This window comes from Ruegeria sp. AE3 (assembly GCF_056542225.1).
In genome coordinates, this window is record NZ_JBQFZL010000001.1 from 115395 (window position 1) to 137880 (window position 22486).

Annotated in this window: 25 protein-coding genes and 3 tRNA genes; 12 read left to right on the top strand and 16 right to left on the bottom strand. The window is 59.0% G+C overall.

What is annotated here, in order from left to right; translation table 11 throughout:
• Positions 1-42: 42 nt before the first annotated feature.
• Positions 43-708 (top strand): NnrU family protein, encoded by a 666-nt coding sequence (locus ACR0NZ_RS00580; protein WP_480516250.1) that lies wholly within the window; start codon positions 43-45, stop codon positions 706-708.
• 70 nt (positions 709-778) lie between these two features.
• Positions 779-1300, top strand: a complete 522-nt coding sequence (locus ACR0NZ_RS00585) for a DUF2478 domain-containing protein (protein WP_480475881.1) — start codon at positions 779-781, stop codon at positions 1298-1300.
• Between the two features lie 231 nt (positions 1301-1531).
• On the opposite strand, the gene ACR0NZ_RS00590 is transcribed toward ACR0NZ_RS00585, so the two are convergent.
• A tRNA-Tyr gene (locus ACR0NZ_RS00590) sits at positions 1532-1615 on the bottom strand.
• A gap of 116 nt (positions 1616-1731) precedes the next feature.
• Between ACR0NZ_RS00590 and rlmB the strand changes: the two genes are divergently transcribed.
• The 4 genes from rlmB (at position 1732) to ACR0NZ_RS00610 (ending at position 4023) form a co-directional block, all read left to right on the top strand.
• A complete protein-coding gene (gene rlmB / locus ACR0NZ_RS00595; RefSeq protein WP_480516251.1) occupies positions 1732-2502 on the top strand; it encodes a 23S rRNA (guanosine(2251)-2'-O)-methyltransferase RlmB in 771 nt (256 codons plus the stop codon).
• Between the two features lie 15 nt (positions 2503-2517).
• On the top strand, positions 2518-2799 hold the full coding sequence (locus ACR0NZ_RS00600; RefSeq protein ID WP_480517718.1) for a hypothetical protein: 282 nt from the start codon (positions 2518-2520) through the stop codon (positions 2797-2799).
• 182 nt (positions 2800-2981) lie between these two features.
• Positions 2982-3356 (top strand): YHS domain-containing (seleno)protein, encoded by a 375-nt coding sequence (locus ACR0NZ_RS00605; protein WP_480516253.1) that lies wholly within the window; start codon positions 2982-2984, stop codon positions 3354-3356.
• Between the two features lie 196 nt (positions 3357-3552).
• Positions 3553-4023 (top strand): CoA-binding protein, encoded by a 471-nt coding sequence (locus ACR0NZ_RS00610; protein WP_480475887.1) that lies wholly within the window; start codon positions 3553-3555, stop codon positions 4021-4023.
• Here ACR0NZ_RS00610 and ACR0NZ_RS00615 read toward each other — a convergent pair.
• The 3 genes from ACR0NZ_RS00615 to hisF all read right to left on the bottom strand — a co-directional run bounded on the left by ACR0NZ_RS00615 (position 4020) and on the right by hisF (position 5737).
• On the bottom strand, positions 4020-4592 hold the full coding sequence (locus ACR0NZ_RS00615) for a hypothetical protein (RefSeq protein ID WP_480516255.1): 573 nt from the start codon (positions 4590-4592) through the stop codon (positions 4020-4022). The genes ACR0NZ_RS00610 and ACR0NZ_RS00615 overlap by 4 nt on opposite strands.
• A 69-nt stretch (positions 4593-4661) precedes the next feature.
• A complete protein-coding gene (locus ACR0NZ_RS00620) occupies positions 4662-4979 on the bottom strand; it encodes a phosphoribosyl-ATP diphosphatase (protein WP_480475891.1) in 318 nt (105 codons plus the stop codon).
• Positions 4976-5737: an imidazole glycerol phosphate synthase subunit HisF gene (gene hisF, locus ACR0NZ_RS00625; protein WP_480476924.1), complete on the bottom strand. Its 762-nt coding sequence runs from the start codon at positions 5735-5737 to the stop codon at positions 4976-4978. The genes ACR0NZ_RS00620 and hisF overlap by 4 nt, the downstream gene beginning before the upstream one ends.
• A gap of 117 nt (positions 5738-5854) precedes the next feature.
• Here hisF and ACR0NZ_RS00630 point away from each other — a divergent pair, with 117 nt between their 5' ends.
• Positions 5855-6301 carry a DUF302 domain-containing protein gene (locus ACR0NZ_RS00630; RefSeq protein WP_480493785.1) on the top strand — a complete coding sequence of 149 codons (447 nt, stop codon included), beginning with the start codon at positions 5855-5857 and terminating at the stop codon, positions 6299-6301.
• Between the two features lie 4 nt (positions 6302-6305).
• Here ACR0NZ_RS00630 and hisA read toward each other — a convergent pair whose 3' ends face one another.
• Positions 6306-7025: a 1-(5-phosphoribosyl)-5-[(5-phosphoribosylamino)methylideneamino]imidazole-4-carboxamide isomerase gene (hisA, locus tag ACR0NZ_RS00635; RefSeq protein WP_480493786.1), complete on the bottom strand. Its 720-nt coding sequence runs from the start codon at positions 7023-7025 to the stop codon at positions 6306-6308.
• A gap of 134 nt (positions 7026-7159) precedes the next feature.
• Between hisA and ACR0NZ_RS00640 the strand changes: the two genes are divergently transcribed.
• On the top strand, positions 7160-7561 hold the full coding sequence (locus tag ACR0NZ_RS00640) for a DUF2147 domain-containing protein (RefSeq protein WP_209504550.1): 402 nt from the start codon (positions 7160-7162) through the stop codon (positions 7559-7561).
• Between the two features lie 3 nt (positions 7562-7564).
• Here the strand turns inward: ACR0NZ_RS00640 and hisH are convergent, their stop codons facing one another.
• Both hisH and hisB read right to left on the bottom strand, forming a co-directional pair.
• Positions 7565-8203, bottom strand: coding sequence for an imidazole glycerol phosphate synthase subunit HisH (gene hisH / locus ACR0NZ_RS00645; RefSeq protein ID WP_480493787.1), 639 nt, complete (start codon positions 8201-8203; stop codon positions 7565-7567).
• A complete protein-coding gene (hisB, locus tag ACR0NZ_RS00650; protein ID WP_480516258.1) occupies positions 8204-8791 on the bottom strand; it encodes an imidazoleglycerol-phosphate dehydratase HisB in 588 nt (195 codons plus the stop codon).
• Positions 8792-8945: 154 nt separating this feature from the next.
• Between hisB and ACR0NZ_RS00655 the strand changes: the two genes are divergently transcribed.
• Positions 8946-9185: an Lrp/AsnC family transcriptional regulator gene (locus ACR0NZ_RS00655; protein ID WP_480482339.1), complete on the top strand. Its 240-nt coding sequence runs from the start codon at positions 8946-8948 to the stop codon at positions 9183-9185.
• On the opposite strand, the gene ACR0NZ_RS00660 is transcribed toward ACR0NZ_RS00655, so the two are convergent.
• The 3 genes from ACR0NZ_RS00660 to ACR0NZ_RS00670 form a co-directional block, all read right to left on the bottom strand.
• Positions 9182-10042, bottom strand: a complete 861-nt coding sequence (locus ACR0NZ_RS00660; protein WP_480493789.1) for a GNAT family N-acetyltransferase — start codon at positions 10040-10042, stop codon at positions 9182-9184. The two genes, ACR0NZ_RS00655 and ACR0NZ_RS00660, sit on opposite strands and share 4 nt — an antisense overlap.
• Positions 10043-10123: 81 nt before the next feature.
• Positions 10124-10198: transfer RNA gene (locus ACR0NZ_RS00665), tRNA-Gly, on the bottom strand.
• Positions 10199-10231: 33 nt separating this feature from the next.
• Positions 10232-10306, bottom strand: a tRNA-Gly gene (locus ACR0NZ_RS00670).
• Between the two features lie 150 nt (positions 10307-10456).
• Here ACR0NZ_RS00670 and ACR0NZ_RS00675 point away from each other — a divergent pair.
• Complete coding sequence (locus ACR0NZ_RS00675; protein ID WP_480516260.1) at positions 10457-10609, top strand: hypothetical protein; 153 nt, start codon at positions 10457-10459, stop codon at positions 10607-10609.
• A 15-nt stretch (positions 10610-10624) separates the two neighbouring features.
• Here the strand turns inward: ACR0NZ_RS00675 and ACR0NZ_RS00680 are convergent, their stop codons facing one another.
• The 4 genes from ACR0NZ_RS00680 to ACR0NZ_RS00695 form a co-directional block, all read right to left on the bottom strand.
• A complete protein-coding gene (locus ACR0NZ_RS00680; protein ID WP_480516262.1) occupies positions 10625-11008 on the bottom strand; it encodes an MAPEG family protein in 384 nt (127 codons plus the stop codon).
• 78 nt (positions 11009-11086) lie between these two features.
• Positions 11087-14524 carry a pyruvate carboxylase gene (locus tag ACR0NZ_RS00685; RefSeq protein WP_480516264.1) on the bottom strand — a complete coding sequence of 1146 codons (3438 nt, stop codon included), beginning with the start codon at positions 14522-14524 and terminating at the stop codon, positions 11087-11089.
• Positions 14525-14678: 154 nt separating this feature from the next.
• Complete coding sequence (locus ACR0NZ_RS00690; RefSeq protein ID WP_480516266.1) at positions 14679-15806, bottom strand: alpha-hydroxy acid oxidase; 1128 nt, start codon at positions 15804-15806, stop codon at positions 14679-14681.
• Between the two features lie 39 nt (positions 15807-15845).
• Complete coding sequence (locus ACR0NZ_RS00695; RefSeq protein ID WP_480516268.1) at positions 15846-17642, bottom strand: sensor domain-containing diguanylate cyclase; 1797 nt, start codon at positions 17640-17642, stop codon at positions 15846-15848.
• A 159-nt stretch (positions 17643-17801) separates the two neighbouring features.
• On the opposite strand from ACR0NZ_RS00695, the gene ACR0NZ_RS00700 reads away from it, so the two are divergent.
• Positions 17802-20198, top strand: a complete 2397-nt coding sequence (locus tag ACR0NZ_RS00700; protein WP_480516270.1) for an ATP-dependent helicase — start codon at positions 17802-17804, stop codon at positions 20196-20198.
• Positions 20199-20202: 4 nt separating this feature from the next.
• Here ACR0NZ_RS00700 and ACR0NZ_RS00705 read toward each other — a convergent pair whose 3' ends face one another.
• Both ACR0NZ_RS00705 and ACR0NZ_RS00710 read right to left on the bottom strand, forming a co-directional pair.
• Positions 20203-20493: a DUF1330 domain-containing protein gene (locus ACR0NZ_RS00705; RefSeq protein ID WP_480516272.1), complete on the bottom strand. Its 291-nt coding sequence runs from the start codon at positions 20491-20493 to the stop codon at positions 20203-20205.
• Positions 20494-20865: 372 nt separating this feature from the next.
• Entirely contained in the window at positions 20866-21090 is a 225-nt protein-coding gene (locus tag ACR0NZ_RS00710; protein WP_480516274.1) for a DUF1127 domain-containing protein, read from the bottom strand.
• A 925-nt stretch (positions 21091-22015) separates the two neighbouring features.
• Here ACR0NZ_RS00710 and mraZ point away from each other — a divergent pair.
• Positions 22016-22483: a division/cell wall cluster transcriptional repressor MraZ gene (gene mraZ, locus ACR0NZ_RS00715; protein ID WP_480516276.1), complete on the top strand. Its 468-nt coding sequence runs from the start codon at positions 22016-22018 to the stop codon at positions 22481-22483.
• Positions 22484-22486 lie beyond the last annotated feature (3 nt).

Here is a 22486-nt window from a genome sequence, read left to right on the forward strand (position 1 = left end):
TCCTCCCAGTCTAGACCGACCCCAACACGTTTGGAGAATATCATGACCGGTTGGGGCCTGTTCCTTGCAGCACTCATCGTTTTCCTGCTCAGCCATGCAATTCCTGTACGGCCCACTGTGCGGGGTTGGCTGATCGGCACGCTCGGCCGCCGGGGGTATTTCGCGGCCTATTCACTTCTGTCTTTGGCCGTGCTGGCATGGCTGATTGTTGCCGCTGCAAACGCCCCCTATGTCGAGGTCATTCCGCCGTTCGCAGTCTTGCGCTGGGTGCCGATACTGATCATGCCCGTGGTATGCTGGCTGGCTGTGACCGGGCTTGCGATCCAGAACCCGTTTTCTTTCGGAGGGATGGGCAACAGGTCCTTTGACCCCGAACACCCCGGTATTCTGCGCACCACCCGCCACCCGATCCTTGCCGCGCTGCTGTTGTGGTCCTTGGCGCATCTTCTGGCCAATGGAAGCCTGTCACATGTGATTCTGTTCGGCCTGTTTGCCGGATTTTCTGTTATGGGCATGGACCTGATCGACAGGCGTAAATCGCGTGAGATGGGCTTTGAATGGGTCCGGTTGTCCCGAAATACGTCGCGGTTCTTACTCCGCTCACCGCGACCCTGGCCACGCCCCTGGGTCTGGCTGACCGCACTGGTCGCTTATGCGGTTCTTCTTCACCTGCACGCACCTGTGATTGGTCTGCCGCCGCTTCCTTGACTGGGGGAGTAGTCGGGCAGCGCCTTGCGTGCTATTTGAAACGTCACAATCGATTTACAAGAGGTCCAAGATGCATCTGGCCTATGTCACCACCACCGACCGCGGCGCGACGGATCGCCTGCTCAGCGCTGTTGCTGGACGTCTGCTGGCGTCCGGCGCGAAACTGGCCGGTGTCGTGCAAACAAACACGGAATGCGCCGACAGCAGCAAATGCGATATGGACGTGCGCGTGCTGCCTAACGGCGAAACCATCCGTATCTCGCAATCACTGGGCACCCAGTCCCGTGGCTGCCGTCTGGACCCCGCAGCGCTGGAACAGGCGGTTGGGTATGTGACCGCCTCGCTTGCGAACGCGCCGGACCTGTTGATTATCAACAAATTCGGTAAACATGAGTCTGATGGGCGGGGGTTCCGCCCGGTGATCGGCGAAGCGCTGGCGCTGGAAATTCCGGTGCTGGTCGGCGTGAACGGGCTGAACGCCGAAAAGTTCAACGCCTTCGCCGAAGGCGCGGCCGAGGAGTTGCCTGCGGACTTGGACGAAATCGTGCGTTGGTTCAACCGCATAGCTCAGATGCGCCCGGCTGCGGAATAGGTGGGCAATCGACCGGCGTGTTGATCTGAACGTCATGACATGCGGTGGCGAAGACCACGCGGAACCCTTCGTCCACGATCCAGTCGCGTTAGCCCCGGGTTAAGATCTGTAAAACTGATCAGGTCTGTCGCATCTGAGAATGGTGGCAGACCAAAAGCAATAACGCAGCTGCCAGATTACAGAGCAGTGCGGACTACACGTCCTGACCATCTTCGAAATACATTGGAAAGATGGTGGGCGACCCTGGAATCGAACCAGGCGTGCGTCTCCGCGAGGGAGTTACAGTCCCCTGCCACACCTTGCGGCCTGTCGCCCACTGTCAGGCGTTGCACCTGACGTGGAGGCGTGATTACTAGCGCACCAAAGGAGCGTCAACAGGAAAATTTCCCTTTGGCGCAGGAAACCGAATTCCCGGCCCGGAGGCCCTTGAAATGAAGAAACCCAAATGGGTCGTCGAAAAGGAACAGGCGCGCAAAGCTGCCGCTGCAGAAACCGTCTGGCTGTTTGGCCTGCACGCGGTTCGCGATGCGCTGATGAACCCAAAACGGCAAAAACTACACCTGATGGTGACGCGGAATGCATGCGATAAACTGGCGGAAGCTATTGAATTTGCTGGGATCGAGGCCGAGATAGTCGACCCGCGAAAGTTTTCTGCCCCCATCGATGCCGGATCAGTACATCAGGGCGCAGCGCTAGAGGTCAAGCCGTTGGAATGGGGTAGTCTGGCCGATAACTGCATCGGTCGTGAAAACCCTCGTGTCATTCTGCTGGACCGGGTCACCGACCCGCACAATGTTGGGGCGATTCTGCGCTCGGCCGAAGTTCTGGGGGCCAGTGCTGTGATTGGCACACGCCACCATTCCGCGCCCGAGACCGGAGCACTGGCAAAAACCGCCAGCGGCGCGCTTGAACGGCAGCCCTATCTGCGGGTGCGCAACCTTTCGGACGCGATTGTCGAGCTTCAGGGCATGGGCTTTCTGGTTCTTGGGCTGGACGGAGAAGCCGACGTGACAATCGAAGGCGCTTTGGGCACTGGCCGGAACCGCCCAGTCGCGCTTGTGCTGGGTGCGGAAGGTCCAGGATTGCGGCAGAAGACAAAGGAAACCGTGGATCAGTTGGTTAAAATTGACGCAGCCGGGGGATTTGGTTCCCTGAACGTCTCAAATGCTGCGGCAATCGCCTTATATGCATCGCGACCCTGAATAAAGGAGAGCGTCATTCCCGGTCCTGCCAAAATCGCGACCTGCTGTTATTGCGGCACCCGGGCTGCCCTGATCCTGAAAGGCAAGGAACGGCACGAGCTTAGCTGTTCCAGCTGTGGGGCACCGCTGCACGACCTGAAGATGTTGCCCGTGCGGAAAGTACTCAAACCCGAACCGATGCGCGCCGCTGTGTCTCATACTGCCCCTCGGAAAACAAAGCGCAAAAAGAGGAAAAAGACCATGCTTGCGCGCGTGTTCGATGAAGCATGGGACGTGATCGAAGACGTCTTTGACTAAGTTTCAATTGGCGGACACTCATTCACAACCGCGTCAACAGGGGTTTCGAAAAGCGCGAAAAGTTGCATCTTGATGGTCTTGAATGTGCAGATTCCAATGTGACGATGCTGAACCGACGTACTCTTCTTTGCTCGCTGAGCACTGTGCTGCTTGCCCCTGCCGTATTTGCGCAGGACAAACCCGTGTATTACGCCACTGATGGTGTGGCGTTGGCGGGGTATGATCCCGTGTCATATTTTGGCAGCGATGCGCCCTCAAAAGGGGTGCCCGAAAATGCGGTCATGTGGAAAGGTGCCCGGTGGCATTTCAAATCGCAGACAAATCGTGAGCTCTTCGAGGGCAATCCGCGCGCCTTTGCGCCGCAGTTCGGCGGCTATTGCTCGTACGGGATGGCGATGGGCGTGCTGAAAAGCACAGATCCCAATGCGTGGCAGGTGGTCGATGGGCGTCTTTACCTGACGCATTCGCCCGAGGTCGAGGAAATCTGGCAGCAGGATCAAACAGGGTACATTGCGATGGCCGAAGAAAATTGGCCCGCAATTCTCTACGGAAGATAGGTAAAGTTCAGCTAATTGTGAAAAGTCATCACAAAAATGCGCTGCCCCTCTTTTTTTTAATAGATCCATGCTTAAATGTCACAGTGACCGCGGAACGGAACTGCCGCGGGTCATTTCACTGTCCCTCGTTCCAACAACTGGCGCCCAAGCTTTCTTGGGCGCTTTTTTCTTTTTGGAACGCTGTTAAGGATAGGGCATGCCAGATTATTCCGATCAGTACCTCAAGGCCATTTTGCAACGCACCAAGACGGTGGCTGTTGTCGGCGTTTCCATGAACCCGGTGCGACCCAGCTATTACGTGGCGCGCTATTTGTCGCTGAAAGGGTTCAAGGTGATTCCCGTTAATCCGGGCCACGCGGGCAATGACCTGTTTGGTCAGACGGTTTGCGGCAGCCTGTCAGAAATTTCCGAGCCTGTGGACATGGTGGACATTTTCCGGCGGTCCGAGGCCGTGCCACCTATTGTGGACGAGGCGCTGGATGCGTTTCCGTCGCTCGGTACGATCTGGATGCAGATTGGCGTGGAACACCCCGAAGCGGCGGCAAAGGCCAAGGCCCGTGGGGTCGATGTGGTGATGAACCGCTGCCCCAAAATCGAATATCAGCGCCTGTTTGGCGAATTGCGCATGGGTGGATTTTCGACCGGGATCATTTCGTCCAAGCTTTAGGGTTTGGCGGGGACGTAAGGTTTCAGGCGGGCGACCTGTTCCTTCCGCCGCTTTTCCAGCACCACGTCGCGCGGGACCCAGTCATACCGGGTATCCTCGACCAGCGGAGACCAGAACAACACGCCGCCATAACGCCACGGGTCCAATACGACACCGTCATACAGCGTCGCGCCTTTACGGCTGATGATTGCGGTGCTGTGGTCGATCCGCGTCGGGTTGTCCGCGTTTGCGATGGCACGGTGCAGATCCAGCGTCCGGAAGTTTTCCTGTTTCAGCCGCCGCTCGATATCCTCGGCCCAATGCCAGCACAGCCCACGCGGGCGCAGCCCCTTGTTGACCTTCATATTATGGATCAGGGGCGGGTCTGTGATCTGGTATTCCTCGACCAGCTGGGCGGTATAGGCGTAAGCAATTCCCGCCGCGCGTCGGGCCTCCTCGGGGTCGATATCCGGGCCAAGGCCCTGAATCTCCGAGGCGAGCCGCTGCACCTCGTCCCCGGTCGAGCGCGGCGGCGAGGTGCAGCCAGCCACGATGGCAAGGGTTGCCACAAGCATCAAAACTCGGATCATATCGCGCCTTCAGCCTGACAGTCTGGCATCCGATTATAACGGCACAGGCGACGGTGCGGAACCCGGGCCTTACCCTTTGGGGCGGGCAGCCTTTTCGGCGATACCACTGGTGCCCTGACGGCGGTCCAGCTCGGCCAGAACATCATCCAGCGCCACGTCCCGCGCGGCCAGCATGACCAGAAGGTGATACAACACGTCCGCCGCTTCCGAGGTCAGCTTAACCTGATCCCCTTTTACGGCTTCGATGATGGCCTCTATGGCCTCTTCACCAAATTTCTCGGCGCATTTCTCAGGGCCTTTCGCAAGTAGCTTGGCCGTCCAGCTGCTGTCGGGATCAGCCCCCTTGCGTGCCTCGATCGTGGCGGCCAGATCGTGCAAGATGCTCATGTCAACCTCATGGGGATGCCAGCTGCGACCATATGTTCCTTGGCCTCGCGGATGGTGTATTCGCCGAAATGGAAAATCGATGCCGCCAATACGGCGCTTGCGCCGCCCTTGGTGACGCCCTCGACCAGATGGTCCAGAGTGCCAACACCGCCCGAGGCGATCACGGGCACATCTACCGCGTCGGAAATGGCGCGGGTCAGCGGCAGGTTGAACCCGGATTTGGTGCCGTCGCGGTCCATTGAGGTCAGCAGGATTTCACCGGCCCCCTTGGCGACCACGGCTCTTGCAAAGGCAACCGCATCAATGCCGGTGGGTTTGCGCCCGCCATGGGTAAAGATTTCCCACTTGCCGGGGCTGACGGTCTTGGCGTCGATGGCGCAGACAATGCATTGACTGCCGAACTGATCTGCCGCTTCGGCAATCACGTCCGGGTTGGCAACCGCGGCCGAGTTGAAGCTGACCTTGTCCGCCCCCGCCAGCAGCAAGGCGCGCACATCGTCTTTTGTTCGCACCCCACCGCCCACGGTCAGCGGCACGAAACACTGTTCCGCCGTGCGCTGTACCACATCGAACATGGTGCCGCGATTCTCATGGGTCGCGTGAATGTCGAGAAAGCAGATCTCGTCCGCTCCGGCTGCATCATAGGCTTTGGCCGATTCCACCGGGTCGCCCGCATCGCGCAGGCCCACGAAATTCACGCCTTTGACCACACGGCCATCAGCAACATCAAGGCAGGGAATGATCCGGGTTTTCAGCATAGGATATCCTTTACGGGCGCACCTCTAGCGGCAAAGCCTTGCCGATGCCAGACTTGTGATTGTGAGCGGTCTCAAATCTGTGAGAATTGGGGTGAATTTCACAGAAGGAATATCGATATGCGTAGACTGATACTGGCTTATGTTTTTTCGTTCGGAGGCGCGCTGACCGCTATGGCAGATGATCTGATCAAGGTTCAAACCGACAAATCCGTGGCGGAGGCGCTGGACGCGCTTGAAGCTGCCGTCGGAAATGCAGGCGCAACCGTGTTTGCCCGCATCGACCACGCGGCCGGGGCGGAAAAGATCGGCACGCCCATTCCCGCCAATCAGGTACTGATTTTCGGCAACCCTGCGCTGGGTACGCCAGCCATGCAGATCGACCCGCGTGCCGGGCTGTTTCTGCCTCTCAAGGTGCAGGCTTACGAAGACGCCAATGGCCAGGTGTGGCTGATCTATGAAGACCCGAAAGAGACATTGGACGATCTGAACGATGTCGACAAATCACCGGTCATCGAAAAGATGCGCGGTGCGCTGGCCAAGCTGACCGCCGCAGCCGCGCAATAACCGATCACGACAGGGCGCGGATGGCCTCGGCCAGATCAATCGCGCCATCATAAAGCGCCCGACCTGAAATCGCGCCGTTCAGCGCAACGCCGCAATCGCGCAGGGCGATCAGGTCGTCCAGCGAACTGACACCGCCCGAGGCGATCACCGGGATGGAAACGGCCTGTGCAAGGGCAGCGGTCGCTTCGATGTTCGGGCCCTGCATGGCACCGTCGCGATTGATATCGGTGTAGATGATTGCCGCAACGCCTGCGTCTTCGAAACTACGGGCCAGATCGGTGACCTGAACGTCGGTCTCTTCGGCCCAGCCCTTGGTGGCCACCATGCCGTTGCGTGCGTCGATGCCGACGGCGACCTTGCCGGGAAAGGCTTTGGCTGCTTCGCGGACAAGGTCGGGGTTTTCGACAGCGACAGTGCCCAAAATGACCCGCGCCAGCCCTTTCTCGATCCAGGTTTCGATCGTGGCCATGTCACGGATGCCGCCGCCCAGTTGCGCAGGCACCTTGCACGCTTTCAGAATTGCCTCAACCGGCGCTGCGTTGACCGGCTCGCCTGCGAATGCGCCGTTCAGGTCGACCAGATGCAGCCATTCGCACCCTGCCTCGACAAAAGCACGGGCCTGAGCGGCCGGGTCTTCGTTGAACACGGTGGCCTTGTCCATTTCACCACGCAGCAGGCGTACGGCATTGCCGTCTTTGAGGTCGATGGCGGGGTAGAGGATCATGTCGGGCGGCCCTATATCACTGTTACACGAGCGGGATATCGCACAAGCAGGGCAGGGGATGCAACGCGACGCTGGGTCATTCTTGCCCGTCGCCCACTGGCGGGTCAGACTGCCTTCAAAACAGGGAGAAAATCATGAAGACTTTTACTCTTTCCGCGGGCCTGATGCTGCTTGCTACAGCTGCTTTTGCAGACGATCCGGTTGACGGCCTGTGGAAAACCGCGCCGGGCGACACGGGTGGCTATCTGCATGTGACGATTTCCGAATGCGGCAGTGCGATCTGCGGCACCATCGACAGCGCGTTCGACGCCGATGGCAACCAGCAGCTGGAATATGAGAACCTTGGCAAAAAGATCATCTGGGACATGGTTCCCGAAGGGGGCGGCAGCTATGACAGTGGTAAAATCTGGGCCCCCGACCGGGACAAAACCTACAACTCGAAGATGTCACTGGACGGCCAGAACAAGCTGACCGTCAAGGGATGCGTGGCGGGCGGCCTGATCTGTCGCGGGCAAACCTGGACGCGGGTTCAGTAAGCCTCAGGGCTTCCAGGTCAGGAAGTTGCCCAGCATGCGCAGGCCAACATCCTGGCTTTTCTCGGGGTGAAACTGCATCCCAACCATCGTGTCGCGGCCAATCACGGCCGTGACGTCCTGCCCATATTCCACATAAGCCAACCGCTGCGCCGGGTTGCTTACACGGAAGTGGTAGGAATGGACGAAATAGGTGTGATCGCCTGATTTCACCCCGGCAAAGATCGGGTGATCGCTTTCCAGAACCAGATCGTTCCAGCCCATATGCGGCACTTTCAGCGCGGCATCTGACGGTTCGATCCGAACAACATCACCTGCCACCCAGCCCAGACCATCGGTCTCGGTGTATTCATGGCCTTTGGTTGCCATCAGCTGCATACCAACACAAATACCCAGAAACGGACGGCCCTTCTGTTCGACCGCTTCGACCATCGCGTCATAAATACCCTTATGGCCGCGCAGCTCGGCGGCACAGGCCGGGAAAGCGCCATCTCCGGGCAGAACCAGTCGGTCCGCACGCGCAACCACATCCGCGTCAGAGGTGACGACAACGTCACCAGCGCCGACCTCTTGCGCCATGCGCTGAAACGCCTTTTCCGCTGAATGCAGATTGCCGCTTTCATAGTCGATGATGGCTGTCAGCATTTACAGCGCGCCCTTGGTCGACGGAATCGCATCCGCCTTGCGCGGATCGGTCTCAACCGCATCACGCAACGCGCGCGCGACAGCCTTGAACGCAGCCTCGGCGATGTGGTGGCTGTTGAAGCCGTGCAACTGGTCAATATGCAGGGTAATGCCGCCATGGGTGCTGAGCGCCTGAAAAAACTCGCGCACCAGTTCCGTGTCGAACGTACCGATCTTTTGCGTCGGCAGATCGACAGTCCAGATCAGGAACGGACGGCCCGACAGGTCCAGCGCACAGCGCACCTGAGCGTCATCCATCGGCAGATGGCATTCGCCATAGCGCCGGATGCCCTTCTTGTCGCCCAGGGCCTGTGTCAAAGCCTGACCCAGGGCGATGCCGGTATCCTCGACCGTGTGGTGATCGTCGATGTGATAGTCACCCTTGGCGCGGATTGTCATATCAATCAACGAGTGGCGCGCCAGCTGGTCCAGCATATGGTCAAAGAACCCGACGCCGGTCTGATTGTCATAGGTGCCGGTGCCATCCAAATTGACCTCGACCGAAATTTCGGTTTCGGCGGTCTTGCGGCTGATCGAAGCGGTGCGCATGGGCGAATTCCTTTTGCTACAGGCGCGCTTATAGACGGGGTGGGGCCGGTTGATCCAGACCATGCGTTGCAATCGCTGCAAACTGTTGCAAGGGATTGCACCCGGCCCGGCACCATGTCAGCTTGCAGACAACACGAACCAACAGGGCCACGCCATGTCCACCTGCGTATTCATCCAGATCCGCTGCAAACCCGGCACCACCTACAAGGTCGCCGAGGAAATCGCGCTGCGCGAAATACACTCAGAGCTTTATTCCACTAGTGGTGAGTTTGATCTGATGCTCAAGCTCTACATCCCCGAAACCGAGGATGTAGGCCATTTCATCAACGAACACCTGCTGGTGATTCCCAATATCGAACGCTCGCTGACGACGATGACGTTCAAGGCGTTTTAACCCAACTCAAACGTTGTCACGCCATAGATGCGGCTCAGGTCGATATCCGGCTGATCGCCGGAATACATCCGGGCCGTTTCGAACACTTTCGCAAGGCCCAGCCTGTCGGCCAGTGCAAAGGCGGCACTGTTGGGTTGTGGCATGTCGATGAACACCTCTTGCCCGCTTTGATCTTCGGGCAGAGCTTTTAATACGCTTGCAAGCAGTGCTTCGGCAATGTCGGCGCGGTCCGCAAACAGCGGCCCGACCTTGTATCCGGTCCGACAGGGGCGCAGCGTGGCATAGCCTTTGATCTGCCCGTCTTCGGTAAACACGCGGGACACATGGCCGCTTGCGCTCAGCCAACCATGCAGGAACGCATCGCGCCGGGCGGGGAAAAGCTGACGATCATAGTCCCTTAACGCATCTGAAACGGTGCTCAGCACATCAACACCAGCGGTCGGTGCCAGCGCGCCTAGGATATCTGCAACCCGCCCTGAAAAGCGGTAGTTGTTATAGGCAAAGGTGAACCCGGATTTCCGGTAGTTGTCCTGCTGCTCGACCACGCCATCCAGACCCATGTTGCGCCCGGCACAGTGGGCCAGCGCGTGCTGCGCAATCTCAAGCCCGTGGCCATGGTGTCTGTATTCTGGCTTGACGATGTAGAAACCCAAAAAGGCAAAATCATCGTCGTAGTTCACCGCCGAGACAGACGCGATCAATTCGCCATCCAGAAAACCTCCCAAGAACCCATCGGGATCAGTTGTACGAAAGCACTCGGCATCGTGACGACCCGGATTCCACCCCTCGCGCCCGGCCCAATCCACAGCCTCCTGCAACTCATCAGCGGACAAGGGGCGGATAACATAATCAGACATGCGAACATCCCGTGTTGCGAATTGCATTCAGAATGCCGCAACCGGGGCAGAAGAACCAGCATGTTTGGAAGGTTTGGTATCTGGAGCGGGCGAGGCGATTCGAACGCCCGACCCTAACCTTGGCAAGGTTATGCTCTACCCCTGAGCTACGCCCGCATCAGATACATATGTGGTCCGAAGACCTCTCAATGGAGCGGGCGAGGCGATTCGAACGCCCGACCCTAACCTTGGCAAGGTTATGCTCTACCCCTGAGCTACGCCCGCGCCGTTGAGTGAGGAGGGATGTATAAATTCCCACGCGGGGCTGCAAGCGGAAAAACACAAAAAGCGGGAAAAATCTTTTCGACGGAATCCGGCCCGTGATCCGTTCAACCCGTAATGCAAATCAGTAAAACACAGGCAGGAGGTGCCGTCATGATATCCGTTGCAGACCTGAAGATCGTGACACTTGCCGCGATGATTCTGATCGGCGCTGCCATCATGAAGCCGGACCTGCATGAACATGATCAGTTCACACCGGTTCTGCTGGGTGCACCGCAGATCGAAACAACCGTTCTGGCAGGGTAACACCCGCCAGACGGCCTAAAGCGCCAGAATCAGGTTTGCGAAGGCCGCCCCCAGAATGGCGAGGAACGTCAGGCTCATGCCGGCCTGCCGCAGGATGACGATCTGCGGCGTTCGCCCAAATCCGTACGCGTGCAAAAGACGCCCCGCCAGTAACATCAGCCCCAGCAGATGGACCAATATTCCGGCCGCGCCCTGAAGCTCAACCATGGCAATCAGCAACAGGGAAATCGGGGCGTATTCGGCGCAGTTCGAGTGTGTCCGTATCGCCTTGATCATCAGCTTGCTGCCACCATCCCCGACCGAGATCTTATCGCTGCGTCGTTGCAGGATCACTTTGACGCTGAGTGCGACGTAGAGAAGTGCGACCAAGGCCGCATAGATCGGGGTGATTGCAAGCATAATGGGTCTCCGCTCAATCATAGAAAAAGGCCGTGCGGTCTCCCACACGGCCTGACGAACATTAGGTTGTTTTCCGTCTTATTCCAGTTCGATCAGAAGGTCCTTTGCGTCAATCTGGCCGCCGGGCTGGATATGCACGGCTTTGACTGTCGCATCACGCTCGGCATGGATACCGGTTTCCATCTTCATTGCCTCGATGGTCAGCAGCATGTCGCCTTCCTTGACCTGCTGGCCTGCGGTGACGGTAACCGTGGCCACAACACCCGGCATCGGCGCACCGACATGATCGGGGTTGCCGACCTCGGCCTTTGGGCGCGCCTGTGTGGTTGATGTGACCATCCGGTTCGGCACCCGGATCACACGCGGCTGGCCGTTGAGTTCGAAGAACACCTTGACCTCGCCTTTTTCATCCGTCTCGCCGATGGCCTGACACCGGATTTCCAGCGTCTTGCCGGGGTCGATCTCGGCCGTGATCTCTTCGCCGGGCTCCATACCGTAAAAGAAGGTGCGCGTGGGAAGGGTACGGACCGGGCCGTAAATCCGGTGACGGCCCATGTAATCCAGAAACACCTTGGGATACATCAGGTACCCGTTCAGGTCCTCGTCATCGACCTCTTTGCCTTCCAACTGCTTGGACAACTCGGCGCGGGTGGCTTCAAGATCGACGGCAGGCACGTCCTTACCGGGGCGCTGGGTGTTGGGGGCCTCGTCCTTCAGCACCTTCTTGATGATGGTGTTCGGGAATCCTCCCGGAGGCTGACCCAGATTGCCGCGCATCATGTCGACGACCGAGTCGGGAAAGGCCACATCTGTCGCCGGATCCTCGACCTGTTCGCGGGTCAGGCCCTGACTGACCATCATCAGGGCCATGTCGCCAACAACTTTCGACGACGGCGTTACCTTTACGATATCGCCGAACATCTGGTTCACATCGGCGTACATCTGCGCGACCTCGTGCCAGCGCTCTTCCAGACCCAGACTGCGCGCCTGCGCCTTGAGGTTGGTGAACTGACCGCCCGGCATCTCGTGCAGATACACCTCGGACGCCGGGGCCTGCAGGCTCGATTCGAAGGCCGCATATTGACCGCGCACTGCCTCGAAGTAATCGCTGATCTCGCGGATGGCCTTGATGTCCAGCCCGGTGTCACGGTCGGTGTGGCGCAGGGCCTCGACCACGGTGCCCAGCGTCGCCTGGGAGGTGTTGCCGCTGAAGCTGTCCATTGCGCAATCCACCGCGTCCACACCCGCCTCAGAGGCGGCAAGGATGGTGGCGCTGGCGATGCCGGCCGTGTCATGGGTGTGGAAGTGGATCGGCAGTCCAACCTCTTCCTTCAGCGCCCGGATCAGAATCTTGGCCGAGGCTGGTTTCAACAGGCCCGCCATATCCTTCAGACCCAGAATATGCGCGCCTGCGTCGCGCAGTTCCTTGGCCATGCCGACATAGTATTTCAGGTTATATTTGGCGCGATCAGGATCCAGAATATCGCCGGTATAACAAACGGTGCCCTCGCAGATCTTGCCGTTGTCGATAACAGCATCCATCGCAATACGCATGTTCTCGACCCAGTTCAGCGAGTCGAAGACGCGGAAGACATCAATGTTTTTCGATGCCTGGCGCACGAATTCCTGCACCACGTTGTCGGGGTAATTGGTGTAACCAACCCCGTTCGCACCCCGCAGCAGCATCTGCGTCATCAGGTTCGGCATTGCCTCACGCAGGTCGCGCAGTCGCTGCCATGGGCATTCCTGCAGGAACCGGTAGGCCACGTCGAAGGTCGCACCGCCCCAGCACTCGACCGAAAACAGCTGCGGCAGGTTCGCGGCATAGGTTGGCGCCACCTTGATCATGTCGATCGACCTCATCCGGGTCGCCAGCAGCGACTGGTGTCCGTCTCGCATGGTGGTGTCGGTGATCAGCAGCTGCCGCTGCGCCTTCATCCAGTCGGCCACAGCCTGCGGGCCTTTCTGCTCCAGCAGGTTGCGCGTGCCCATCCGCGGCTCAGCCTTCGGCGCGGGGGGCTTGGCGACTTTCAGGTCGGCACGAGGTTCGGGGCGGCCCTTGGTTTCGGGATGACCATTCACCGTGATATCGGCGATATAGGTCAGAACCTTGGTGCCCCGGTCGCGGCGGCGCTTGAAGGCAAACAGATCCGGCGTCGTGTCGATGAACTTAGTGGTGTATTCATTCGACAGGAAGGTCGGGTGCTTCAGCAGGTTGATGACGAAATCGATATTGGTGCTGACGCCGCGAATACGGAACTCGCGCAGGGCGCGGTCCATCCGGCTGATCGCCTTCTCGGGTGTCGGCGCCCAGGCAGTGACCTTTGTCAGCAGCGAGTCGTAATACCGCGTAATCACCCCGCCCGCATAGGCCGTGCCGCCATCCAGACGAATGCCCATGCCCGTGGCCGAGCGGTAGGCGGTGATACGCCCGTAGTCGGGGATGAAGTTGTTCTGCGGGTCTTCTGTGGTGATCCGTGTCTGCAGCGCATGACCGTTCAGATGCACCTCTGCCTGACTGGTGGCACCGGTGGCTTCGGCCAGCGTTTTGCCTTCGGCGATCAGGATCTGCGCTTGAACGATATCGATGCCGGTGACCTCTTCGGTGACCGTGTGTTCGACCTGTACGCGCGGGTTTACCTCGATGAAGTAGAACTTGCCCGTCTCCATATCCATCAGAAACTCGACAGTGCCCGCGCATTCGTAATTCACATGGGCACAGATCTTGCGGCCCAGTTCGCAAATCTCGGCGCGCTGATCTTCGCTCAGGTACGGGGCAGGGGCGCGTTCGACGACCTTCTGGTTCCGGCGCTGGACCGAGCAGTCGCGTTCATAAAGGTGATAAATCTCACCATGCTTGTCGCCCAGGATCTGCACCTCGACATGGCGGGCACGGATGATCATCTTTTCCAGATAGCCTTCGCCATTGCCAAAGGCGGCCTCAGCCTCGCGGCGGCCTTCCAGAACCTTTTCTTCCAGCTCATCCTCCGACTGGATCGGGCGCATCCCGCGCCCGCCGCCGCCCCAGGACGCCTTGAGCATCAGCGGGTATCCGATCTCGGCGGCCTCCTTGCGGATCGCGTCCATGTCATCACCCAGAACTTCGGTGGCCGGAATGACAGGCACACCGGCCGCGATGGCCACGCGCCGCGCGCTGGCCTTGTCACCCAGTGCACGCATGGTCTCGGCCCGGGGGCCGATGAAGGTGATGCCGTTTTTGACACAGGCATCCACGAAATCCGGGTTTTCGGACAGCAGGCCATAGCCCGGATGGATCGCATCCGCGCCGCAGTGTTTGGCCACGCGGATGATCTCGTCAATCGACAGATACGCCGCGACCGGACCCATGCCCTCGCCAATCTGATAGGCCTCGTCCGCCTTGAACCTGTGCAGGCCCAGTTTGTCTTCTTCAGCGTAAACAGCGACGGTGCGTTTGCCCATCTCGTTTGCTGCGCGCATGACGCGGATGGCAATCTCGCCGCGATTGGCGATCAGGATCTTGTTGAAGTCTGTCATATCAGGTCCCGGTCTTTGGTGTTTGGGCGTCTTATTGGGCGGAGAATACGCACTGGTACATCCGTTCTTCTGGGTAGAACCGGCATGTTATCGCTCGCAAACGCCCTTTGGCCTCGGCACACTTATAGGGATGCCGCGTTGCAGCATCAATAATTTAGCGTTTCGTCTCAAACTGACATAAATCGGCCAGTCCCATCTGACCCATATTCGCGTGCAGATCCTGCCTCAGGATATCGATCACATGCGCGGGGCCTTTTGCGCCAAGTGCCGCAAGACCGTACAAAAAAGCGCGCCCCAGCATGACGAAATTCGCGCCCAGCGACAGCGCGCGCAAGATATCCAGCCCGCCTTCGACACCGCTGTCGAATATCAGTGGCAGGCGGGTCGCGTTCCGGATCGCGGGAAGAACCTCGATGCTGGCCGGGGCTGCATCGAACTGTCGGCCCCCGTGATTCGACACCCACAGGGCGTCCACACCCACTTGTTCCAGCCTGTCCGCATCCTCGGGGCGTAGGATGCCTTTCACGACAAACGGCCCATCCCAATGATCGCGCAGCAATTTGACGTAATCCAGATCCGGAGAGGTTCGCAGCAGGTATCCGACATGGGCCGTCGGCGGCAGATCACCGGGGTCATCGATATACTTGTCCAGTGTGCGCATGTGTGGAACACCGCTGCGCAGCATGCCCAGTGCCCAGGCGGGCCTTTGGACGATCTGTGCCAGCAGGCGCGGTGTCAGTTTCGGCGGCTGCCGCAGGCCCGAGCGTGTTTGCCGCTCCCTGCGCGAGGCGACAGGGACGTCAGCGGTCAGAACCAAAGTTCGAAATCCCGCCCGGCGCGCCCGGTTCAGCATGTCCATGCGAATCTCGGGGTCCCTTGGCGGATACAACTGAAACCACGCGGTCTCGCCCAGATAGGGGGCCAGGTCTTCTGGGCTCTGACTGGCCACCGTCGACAGCGAATAGGGAATGCCTGCTCTGGCGGCGGCCTGTGCCAGCAACCGCTCCGCATCAGGCCAGACCAGACCGCACATCCCGATCGGCGCAATACCGAAGGGCAAAGGACAGGTGCCGCCCAAGATTTTCACTGACGTATCGAATTCAAGGTCCTCATGCAGGATCGAGGGGCTCAGGCGGACATCATCCAGCGCCTTTCGATTGCGATGCCGCGTCGTTTCAATCCCGGTGCCACTGTCGATATATTCCCACACGAAGTGCGGCAGCCGACGGCGTGCGCGGCGTTTCAGATCGGGAATGCCGGGATAGGTACTGTGCAGGTCCATAAGGATTGATCCGACCTGCGGGGCGATTCGGCAAGGTTTTCAAGCGGCTTCCGGCGATGGGCGTTTACCCGTTGCAGGAACGCGCCTTGCCTGCTCCAGCGCCCCGGCGGCGACGTGAACCTGATTGCGCCCCTTGTCCTTGGCGACATACAGCGCATCATCCGCGGCACGCATCAAATCCTGCGGCATGGTGCCGTGGGCGGGGTAATGCGCGACCCCGACCGAGATTGTGATACGGGGCAGGGCCTTTTCACCATAGCGGACAATGACCGCCTCGACCGACTGGCGCAACTGCTCGGCACGGGTCATGGCATCTTCGGGGCTGTTGTCGGGCAGAATCAGCATGAATTCCTCGCCGCCGATGCGGCAGGCGATCTCGTCCCGGTCGCAACCCTGTTCCAGCGCCGCGCCGACCGCGCGCAACACCATGTCTCCGGCGTCATGACCGTGCGTGTCGTTGAATTTCTTGAAGTGGTCCACGTCCACGGCAATCAGGCTCAGCGCTGCGCCGGTCTGCTGGCTGCGGCTGATGGCCTTGCGCAATGTCTCGGTCATGTGGCGGCGGTTGAACAGCCCGGTCAGCGGGTCGCGCACCGACTGGTCATGCAGTTGATCGCGCATACGGACATTGGCGATTGCCATGCTGATCTGTTCGGCGCACAGCTGCGCCAGTTTGCGGCTTTTATGGAAACAGGCCTCTCGCCCCTCAGCCGAGCGCAGATGCAACAGGCCAACGGTTTCCCCGTGGGCCAGAATGGGAAAACAGAAATAGGGCCGCCCGTCATGCGGTTCGGCATGTTCGCAGACAAAATCGATCTCTGAGGCACCGAACTCGTAAGTCCGACCGCGCCTCAAACCCCAGCATCCCTCCGGATGGATATGAGATTTATGCGTTCCCCCGTTCCAGCTGGCACACCCGTCCAGCACATCGCGCGAGTTGGAATAGACGTACGCGCTGCCCTCAGCCTCGGGCAGGATATGGGTCATAAAGCGGGCCACCATGTCGAAAAGCTCATCCAGTGAGCGGCTTGATTGCAACCACTCGTTCAACTCGCCCAGCAGGCGCACCTCGCGCGCCAGGCGAAGCTGCTCTCCCATCAGTTCGCGTTCTTTCACGGCCCGTTTGCGCAAATCACGCATCTGGCGGCGGTTGGTGCGGTGGACAATCAGGATGACAGTGGTCAGTGCCAGCAGCGCGACACCGCTAAGAACCACCAACGACCAACGCACACGGGTAATGAACAGGGTCCTGAGATCGGTGATGTCCGAATAGAACTCGATAGCGCCCAGGAATACGCCATCCACGGTGATCGGCGTATAGACTTCGGCCACATGGCGGCTGCCCGGGCCGGTTCGCTTAGCGGGGTCGTTGTCAAATGAATCAACCTCTGTCGCGGGCTTTTCTTCGTGGTTGTAATAGACCCTTCCGGCGGCGACGACCGACTGGAAGTAGTGTTTTGTATTCACGGCCCCGATATCGTTTGCACGGGTCGACCAGAACACCTGACCGGATGCGTCAAACAGCTTGAACCGATAAATATCCGAGGTTTCGGGCAACAGCATCAGGAATTCCGCGTCATGCTCGTTCAACTCATGGAACCGAAACGTTGCATCCAGATTGTTCAGATGGCTTTCGACCTGACGGCTTAACCGCATGGCGTCTTTTCGCAGGTCCGATTCCAACATGCGGTCTACAACCGGGGCAGGGGCAGCATAGATGCCCCATCCCGCTGCCGCTGTCAGCGCGATCAGAATCAAGGTCACACCCACAAGTTTCAGCCGTGACGACCCGCCCGCCAGTTCCGTCGCTTCCATCTGTTCCACTCCCGCAGCCATGGAACCAGCATCCGGGTCAGGACTTGACAGAGGGTTAACAGCCCTACAGGGCAGCGGCATCTTTGTTTAGAATTGAATGCAAAAAGACCTGAAAAATCCCCGCGAACAAGCCGTGAACAAACTCTTTCCCTCGGCGATCATCCGGCGTAGTTTGGGGGCATGAGCAGTTTTGACGAAATGGACGCCTTCGAAGGCGCATCCCTGTCGGCGCGGGCTATGGCCGTGCGCCCTTCGCCCTATCTGGATGATCTGAACCCGGCGCAACGTGACGCGGTCGAACGTCTGGACGGCCCGGTTCTGATGCTGGCCGGGGCGGGGACCGGCAAGACCAAGGCGCTGACGGCCCGGATTGCGCATCTGCTCAACACGGCGCGCGCGCGCCCGAACGAGATTCTGTCGGTGACCTTCACCAACAAGGCCGCGCGCGAGATGAAAGAACGAGTAGGCCGCCTGCTTGGCCAGCCCGCCGAGGGGATGCCATGGCTGGGCACCTTCCATTCCATTTGCGTCAAACTGCTGCGCCGCCATGCGGAACTGGTCGATCTGAAATCGAACTTCACCATTCTGGACAGCGACGACCAGCTGCGCCTGCTCAAGCAATTGGTTCGGGCCGCCAATATCGATGACAAACGCTGGCCGGCGCGGATGCTGGCGGGGATCATCGACGACTGGAAAAACCGTGCGCTGACGCCCGACAAGGTGCCTGCGGCGGATGCCGGGACCTATAACAACAAGGGCATTGAACTTTACGCCCAATACCAGACCCGCCTGCGCGAGCTGAATGCGGTGGATTTCGGCGACCTGCTGTTGCACATGGTCACGATTTTTCAGACCCATCCGGATGTTCTGGAACAATACCAGCGCTGGTTCCGCTACATCCTTGTGGATGAGTATCAGGATACCAACGTTGCCCAGTACCTGTGGTTGCGGCTGCTGGCCGGGGGGCACAAGAACATCTGCTGCGTGGGCGATGACGACCAGTCGATCTATGGCTGGCGCGGGGCCGAGGTCGGCAACATCCTGCGGTTCGAAAAGGACTTTCCCGGTGCCTACGTGGTGCGGCTGGAACAAAACTACCGCTCGACCCCACATATTCTGGCAGCAGCTTCCAACGTCATTCGGGGCAACGAAAGCCGCTTGGGCAAAGAGCTTTGGACCGATGCCAAAGACGGCCACAAGGTCAACCTGATCGGCCATTGGGATGGCGAGGAAGAGGCCCGCTGGATCGGTGAGGAAATCGACGCGATGCAGGGCGGGACGCGCGGTATCCGTCCGATGAACCTTGATGAGATGGCGATTCTCGTCCGTGCCTCGCACCAGATGCGCGCCTTCGAGGACCGGTTCCTGACCATCGGTCTGCCCTATAAGGTGATCGGCGGCCCGCGTTTCTACGAGCGGATGGAGATCCGCGATGCCATGGCTTATTTCCGACTGGTGACCAGCCCCGAGGATGATCTGGCGTTCGAGCGGATCGTGAATACGCCGAAACGCGGATTGGGCGACAAGGCGCAGCAGACCATTCAGATTGTGGCGCGTGAGAACGGCGTGTCTCTGGTCGAAGGTGCCCGGATCGCAGTCGACAATGGGCTGATCAAGGGCAAGGGCGGCAAAGCGCTGCGCGAATTGATCGACGGGTTGGTGCGCTGGAATGCGATGACACGCGGTCCCCGGATTGAGGTCGATGATGACACTGTTATCGATGATGGGGTTTCGCCTATCCGATATGGCGCGCCCGAGCATACCCATATCGAACTGGCCCAGATCATTCTCGACGAATCTGGCTATACGGCCCATTGGCAGAACGACAAGACCCCCGAAGCGCCGGGGCGTCTGGAAAACCTCAAGGAACTGGTCAACCAACTGGACAATTTCGAAAACCTGCAAGGGTTTCTGGAACATGTCAGCCTGGTCATGGACAATGAGCAGGATGGTGACGGCGCTAAAGTCTCGATCATGACCCTGCACGCGGCCAAGGGGCTGGAGTTTCCCGTCGTTTTCCTGCCGGGGTGGGAAGACGGGCTGTTCCCCTCGCAGCGGTCGATGGACGAAACCGGCCTCAAAGGACTCGAGGAAGAACGCCGTCTGGCCTATGTCGGCATCACCCGCGCCGAAGAGGTTTGTACGATTTCCTTCGCCGCAAACCGGCGGGTATTCGGGCAATGGCAGAACTCGATGCCGTCACGGTTCATTGACGAGTTGCCCGAGGACCATGTCGAGGTGCTGACACCTCCGGGCCTTTATGGTGGCGGTCATCAGACGGCGGGCATAGAAACCCGCGCGGCCGAAGCCAACGTCTATAACTCGCCGGGCTGGAGACGGCTGCAGGCGCGGCAGGGCCAATATGGCATGTCGCAACCCCGCGAAAGCCGCAACACGGTGATCGACGCCACCGCACTGGCCAGTTTCACGCTGGGCGAGCGGGTGTTTCACCAGAAATTCGGTTATGGCGCGGTGATCGGGATCGAAGGTGACAAGGTCGAGGTCGATTTCGACAAGGCGGGCATCAAGAAAGTGGTCTCGCGTTTTCTGACCAACAAGGATGACGTCCCGTTCTGAGGCGTCATATCCCGTCGACCAGAACCAGATTGGTGGTTGCGGTGGCCTTTCGGATCTTCGCCAGTTCGATGTAATCCGGGTCGTCCTTCCAGGCGTTCGCCGCTGCAAGATCCGGAAACTCCATCAACACAATCCCGCCTTCTGGCCAATCGCCTTCGATCCGTTCGACCGGTTTGGATGAGACCGTCAGCAGGCGACCGCCGTGGCGGTCGAAGATCGGCATGAAACCTGCCAGATAGCCCTGGTACCCGTCGGGGTCGTGAATGTTGATCTGCGCAATGAAATAGGCGGCCATGGCGTCCTCCGCATCAGAAGTCAGGATGCCATCCTACACCAGTGTCTGAAAAACAAAAAAAACGGCGGTTCCCAGGGAGGAGGAGAGGGAACCGCCGTCTTGTCAACATCAGAGCAGGGAGGAGGAGAGCCCTGATGTATGCGAACCCGGGTTTGAACCCGGTATGAGGAAGACGCGGCGATGTCAGGGAGGAGGAAGACATCGCCGCGCGCTTTCAACATCAGAGCAGGGAGGAGGAAGCCCCGATGTATCCGTGTCCGGCAGGTTGAGGCCGGTATAAGGTGCGGCAACGTCAGGGAGGAGGAAGACGCTGCCGCTGATTACAGACCCTAAGGGAGGAGGAAGGGCCTGATCTCAGTATGCGTGTTGCGCTTATCGCGCGGATTGTTCGCTCGCTGCCTGCATGGCAACGCGGCGGATCATCGAGCGGTGCAGGCCAAGATCGGCTAGCTCGCGGTTCGACAGAGCGGACAGTTCATTGACGGTCTGGCGGTACAGGCGATAGCGCACGAACCGGGTCTTTGCGTTTTCCAAAACTGCGCCAAAACCAAACGCCGGTGCGTTCTTTACTGCTGTATGCGTGCTTGCGACTGCCATGCTCATCATCCGTATCTTTTTTGTCTTGCCGGTATCGTCCGGCCCTTGCTTGAGACTGAAGATAGGCAAATGCTGCAATTGCACAATAGGTCACGACATCAATGCTGCTATGCAGCAAATGCATAGATTGGCTTAGTTTTTTCATTTCGCAGCGATGCGCCTTGAAAATATGGGGTCGACCCTAGGTCAGCTTTGGCAGGGGCATCTGGCCCTTCCCGGTGGCCTGCCTTTGAATTGAGCGCACTCGGCGGGAAAATGGGCAAAACATATCCGTTCTGATGTTGACAAGGCTTGGGTAAATCGCTCGTGGGAAATCATGGGGCGATGTGGTCGCGTGGGGGAGATTGCCGGAAAGCGATCCGAAATTCTGAACGATTCGAAGGGCTGATTGTGCATTTGGGGCTAATATTTCCAGTCCAAAAGAAAAGCAGGCAAAATTCTTGGGAAATCGCGGGAAAAAATTCGGCCGCAGAATTTTCTATATATAGGGGCGTGTTTTTCATCACACGCTAAAACTGGTGTCGCGGGACTCGAATCCTTCAATGATATTCCGCTCTGGCCGTGTTCCTCATGACACGCTGCGCAAGTTTCCTATTGATTTCCATGAATTCCCATGTCATCCCTAATACATCCGATGAGGACGAGGCAGCAGGGGCACCAAACGACCCCGACCAAAAATATTCAGGTTTCATACAGGCATCTCGCTTTCATCAACCAAGAGATCCGGCGCGCGGGCGAGCAGACATCCCCCCAGGTGGCGCGCGCAGCTGGACATCCCGCTTAGCGGGTCAATGCGGCGGGTTGATCAGTGGCAGCAGATCAACCCGCCGTTTTTCATCCGGGGGGACCGTGAATTCAAGGTGGGGCGCAAGCGAAAGGGACAGTCGTCTTGGCGCGCAGGTTTAGAGGTGAGAGCCACCACAAGGTGGATACGAAGGGCAGGGTGTCGATCCCGGCCTCGTTTCGCCGTGTGCTTGAATCGTCCGATCCCAACTGGCAGCCCGGTGACAACCCTGAACTGGTGATTGTCTATGGTGACCACCGCCGCAGGTTCCTTGAATGTTATACCATGCAGGCGATTGACGAGGTTGATGCCAAGATCGATGCCCTGCCGCGTGGCTCGATGCAGCGGCGGATGTTGCAGCGCATGTTCCATGGTCAGTCTTTCCCGACCAACGTGGACGAAACCGGGCGTCTTGTGCTGCCCGCCAAGCTGCGCAGCAAGATCGGTCTGGAAGGCGAGGCGTTCTTTATTGCCGCAGGTGACACCTTTCAGATCTGGAAACCCGAGACCTACGAGGTCGAGGAACTGGCCAAGACCGAAGAATGGATGGATGATCTGCCGGACGATTTTGATCCGATGCAGTTCCTAGATGGCACCGGGGATGCGTAACGG

Excerpts from the sequence above, each read along its gene's own strand:
- ACR0NZ_RS00580 (WP_480516250.1), top strand. The coding sequence starts at position 43 with ATGACCGGTTGGGGCCTGTTCCTTGCAGCACTCATCGTTTTCCTGCTC.
- ACR0NZ_RS00585 (WP_480475881.1), top strand. The coding sequence starts at position 779 with ATGCATCTGGCCTATGTCACCACCACCGACCGCGGCGCGACGGATCGC.
- rlmB (WP_480516251.1), top strand. The coding sequence starts at position 1,732 with ATGAAGAAACCCAAATGGGTCGTCGAAAAGGAACAGGCGCGCAAAGCT.
- ACR0NZ_RS00610 (WP_480475887.1), top strand. The coding sequence starts at position 3,553 with ATGCCAGATTATTCCGATCAGTACCTCAAGGCCATTTTGCAACGCACC.
- ACR0NZ_RS00615 (WP_480516255.1), bottom strand. The coding sequence starts at position 4,592 with ATGATCCGAGTTTTGATGCTTGTGGCAACCCTTGCCATCGTGGCTGGC.
- ACR0NZ_RS00620 (WP_480475891.1), bottom strand. The coding sequence starts at position 4,979 with ATGAGCATCTTGCACGATCTGGCCGCCACGATCGAGGCACGCAAGGGG.
- hisF (WP_480476924.1), bottom strand. The coding sequence starts at position 5,737 with ATGCTGAAAACCCGGATCATTCCCTGCCTTGATGTTGCTGATGGCCGT.
- ACR0NZ_RS00630 (WP_480493785.1), top strand. The coding sequence starts at position 5,855 with ATGCGTAGACTGATACTGGCTTATGTTTTTTCGTTCGGAGGCGCGCTG.
- hisA (WP_480493786.1), bottom strand. The coding sequence starts at position 7,025 with ATGATCCTCTACCCCGCCATCGACCTCAAAGACGGCAATGCCGTACGC.
- ACR0NZ_RS00640 (WP_209504550.1), top strand. The coding sequence starts at position 7,160 with ATGAAGACTTTTACTCTTTCCGCGGGCCTGATGCTGCTTGCTACAGCT.
- hisH (WP_480493787.1), bottom strand. The coding sequence starts at position 8,203 with ATGCTGACAGCCATCATCGACTATGAAAGCGGCAATCTGCATTCAGCG.
- hisB (WP_480516258.1), bottom strand. The coding sequence starts at position 8,791 with ATGCGCACCGCTTCGATCAGCCGCAAGACCGCCGAAACCGAAATTTCG.
- ACR0NZ_RS00655 (WP_480482339.1), top strand. The coding sequence starts at position 8,946 with ATGTCCACCTGCGTATTCATCCAGATCCGCTGCAAACCCGGCACCACC.
- ACR0NZ_RS00660 (WP_480493789.1), bottom strand. The coding sequence starts at position 10,042 with ATGTCTGATTATGTTATCCGCCCCTTGTCCGCTGATGAGTTGCAGGAG.
- ACR0NZ_RS00675 (WP_480516260.1), top strand. The coding sequence starts at position 10,457 with ATGATATCCGTTGCAGACCTGAAGATCGTGACACTTGCCGCGATGATT.
- ACR0NZ_RS00680 (WP_480516262.1), bottom strand. The coding sequence starts at position 11,008 with ATGCTTGCAATCACCCCGATCTATGCGGCCTTGGTCGCACTTCTCTAC.
- ACR0NZ_RS00685 (WP_480516264.1), bottom strand. The coding sequence starts at position 14,524 with ATGACAGACTTCAACAAGATCCTGATCGCCAATCGCGGCGAGATTGCC.
- ACR0NZ_RS00690 (WP_480516266.1), bottom strand. The coding sequence starts at position 15,806 with ATGGACCTGCACAGTACCTATCCCGGCATTCCCGATCTGAAACGCCGC.
- ACR0NZ_RS00695 (WP_480516268.1), bottom strand. The coding sequence starts at position 17,642 with ATGGCTGCGGGAGTGGAACAGATGGAAGCGACGGAACTGGCGGGCGGG.
- ACR0NZ_RS00700 (WP_480516270.1), top strand. The coding sequence starts at position 17,802 with ATGAGCAGTTTTGACGAAATGGACGCCTTCGAAGGCGCATCCCTGTCG.
- ACR0NZ_RS00705 (WP_480516272.1), bottom strand. The coding sequence starts at position 20,493 with ATGGCCGCCTATTTCATTGCGCAGATCAACATTCACGACCCCGACGGG.
- ACR0NZ_RS00710 (WP_480516274.1), bottom strand. The coding sequence starts at position 21,090 with ATGGCAGTCGCAAGCACGCATACAGCAGTAAAGAACGCACCGGCGTTT.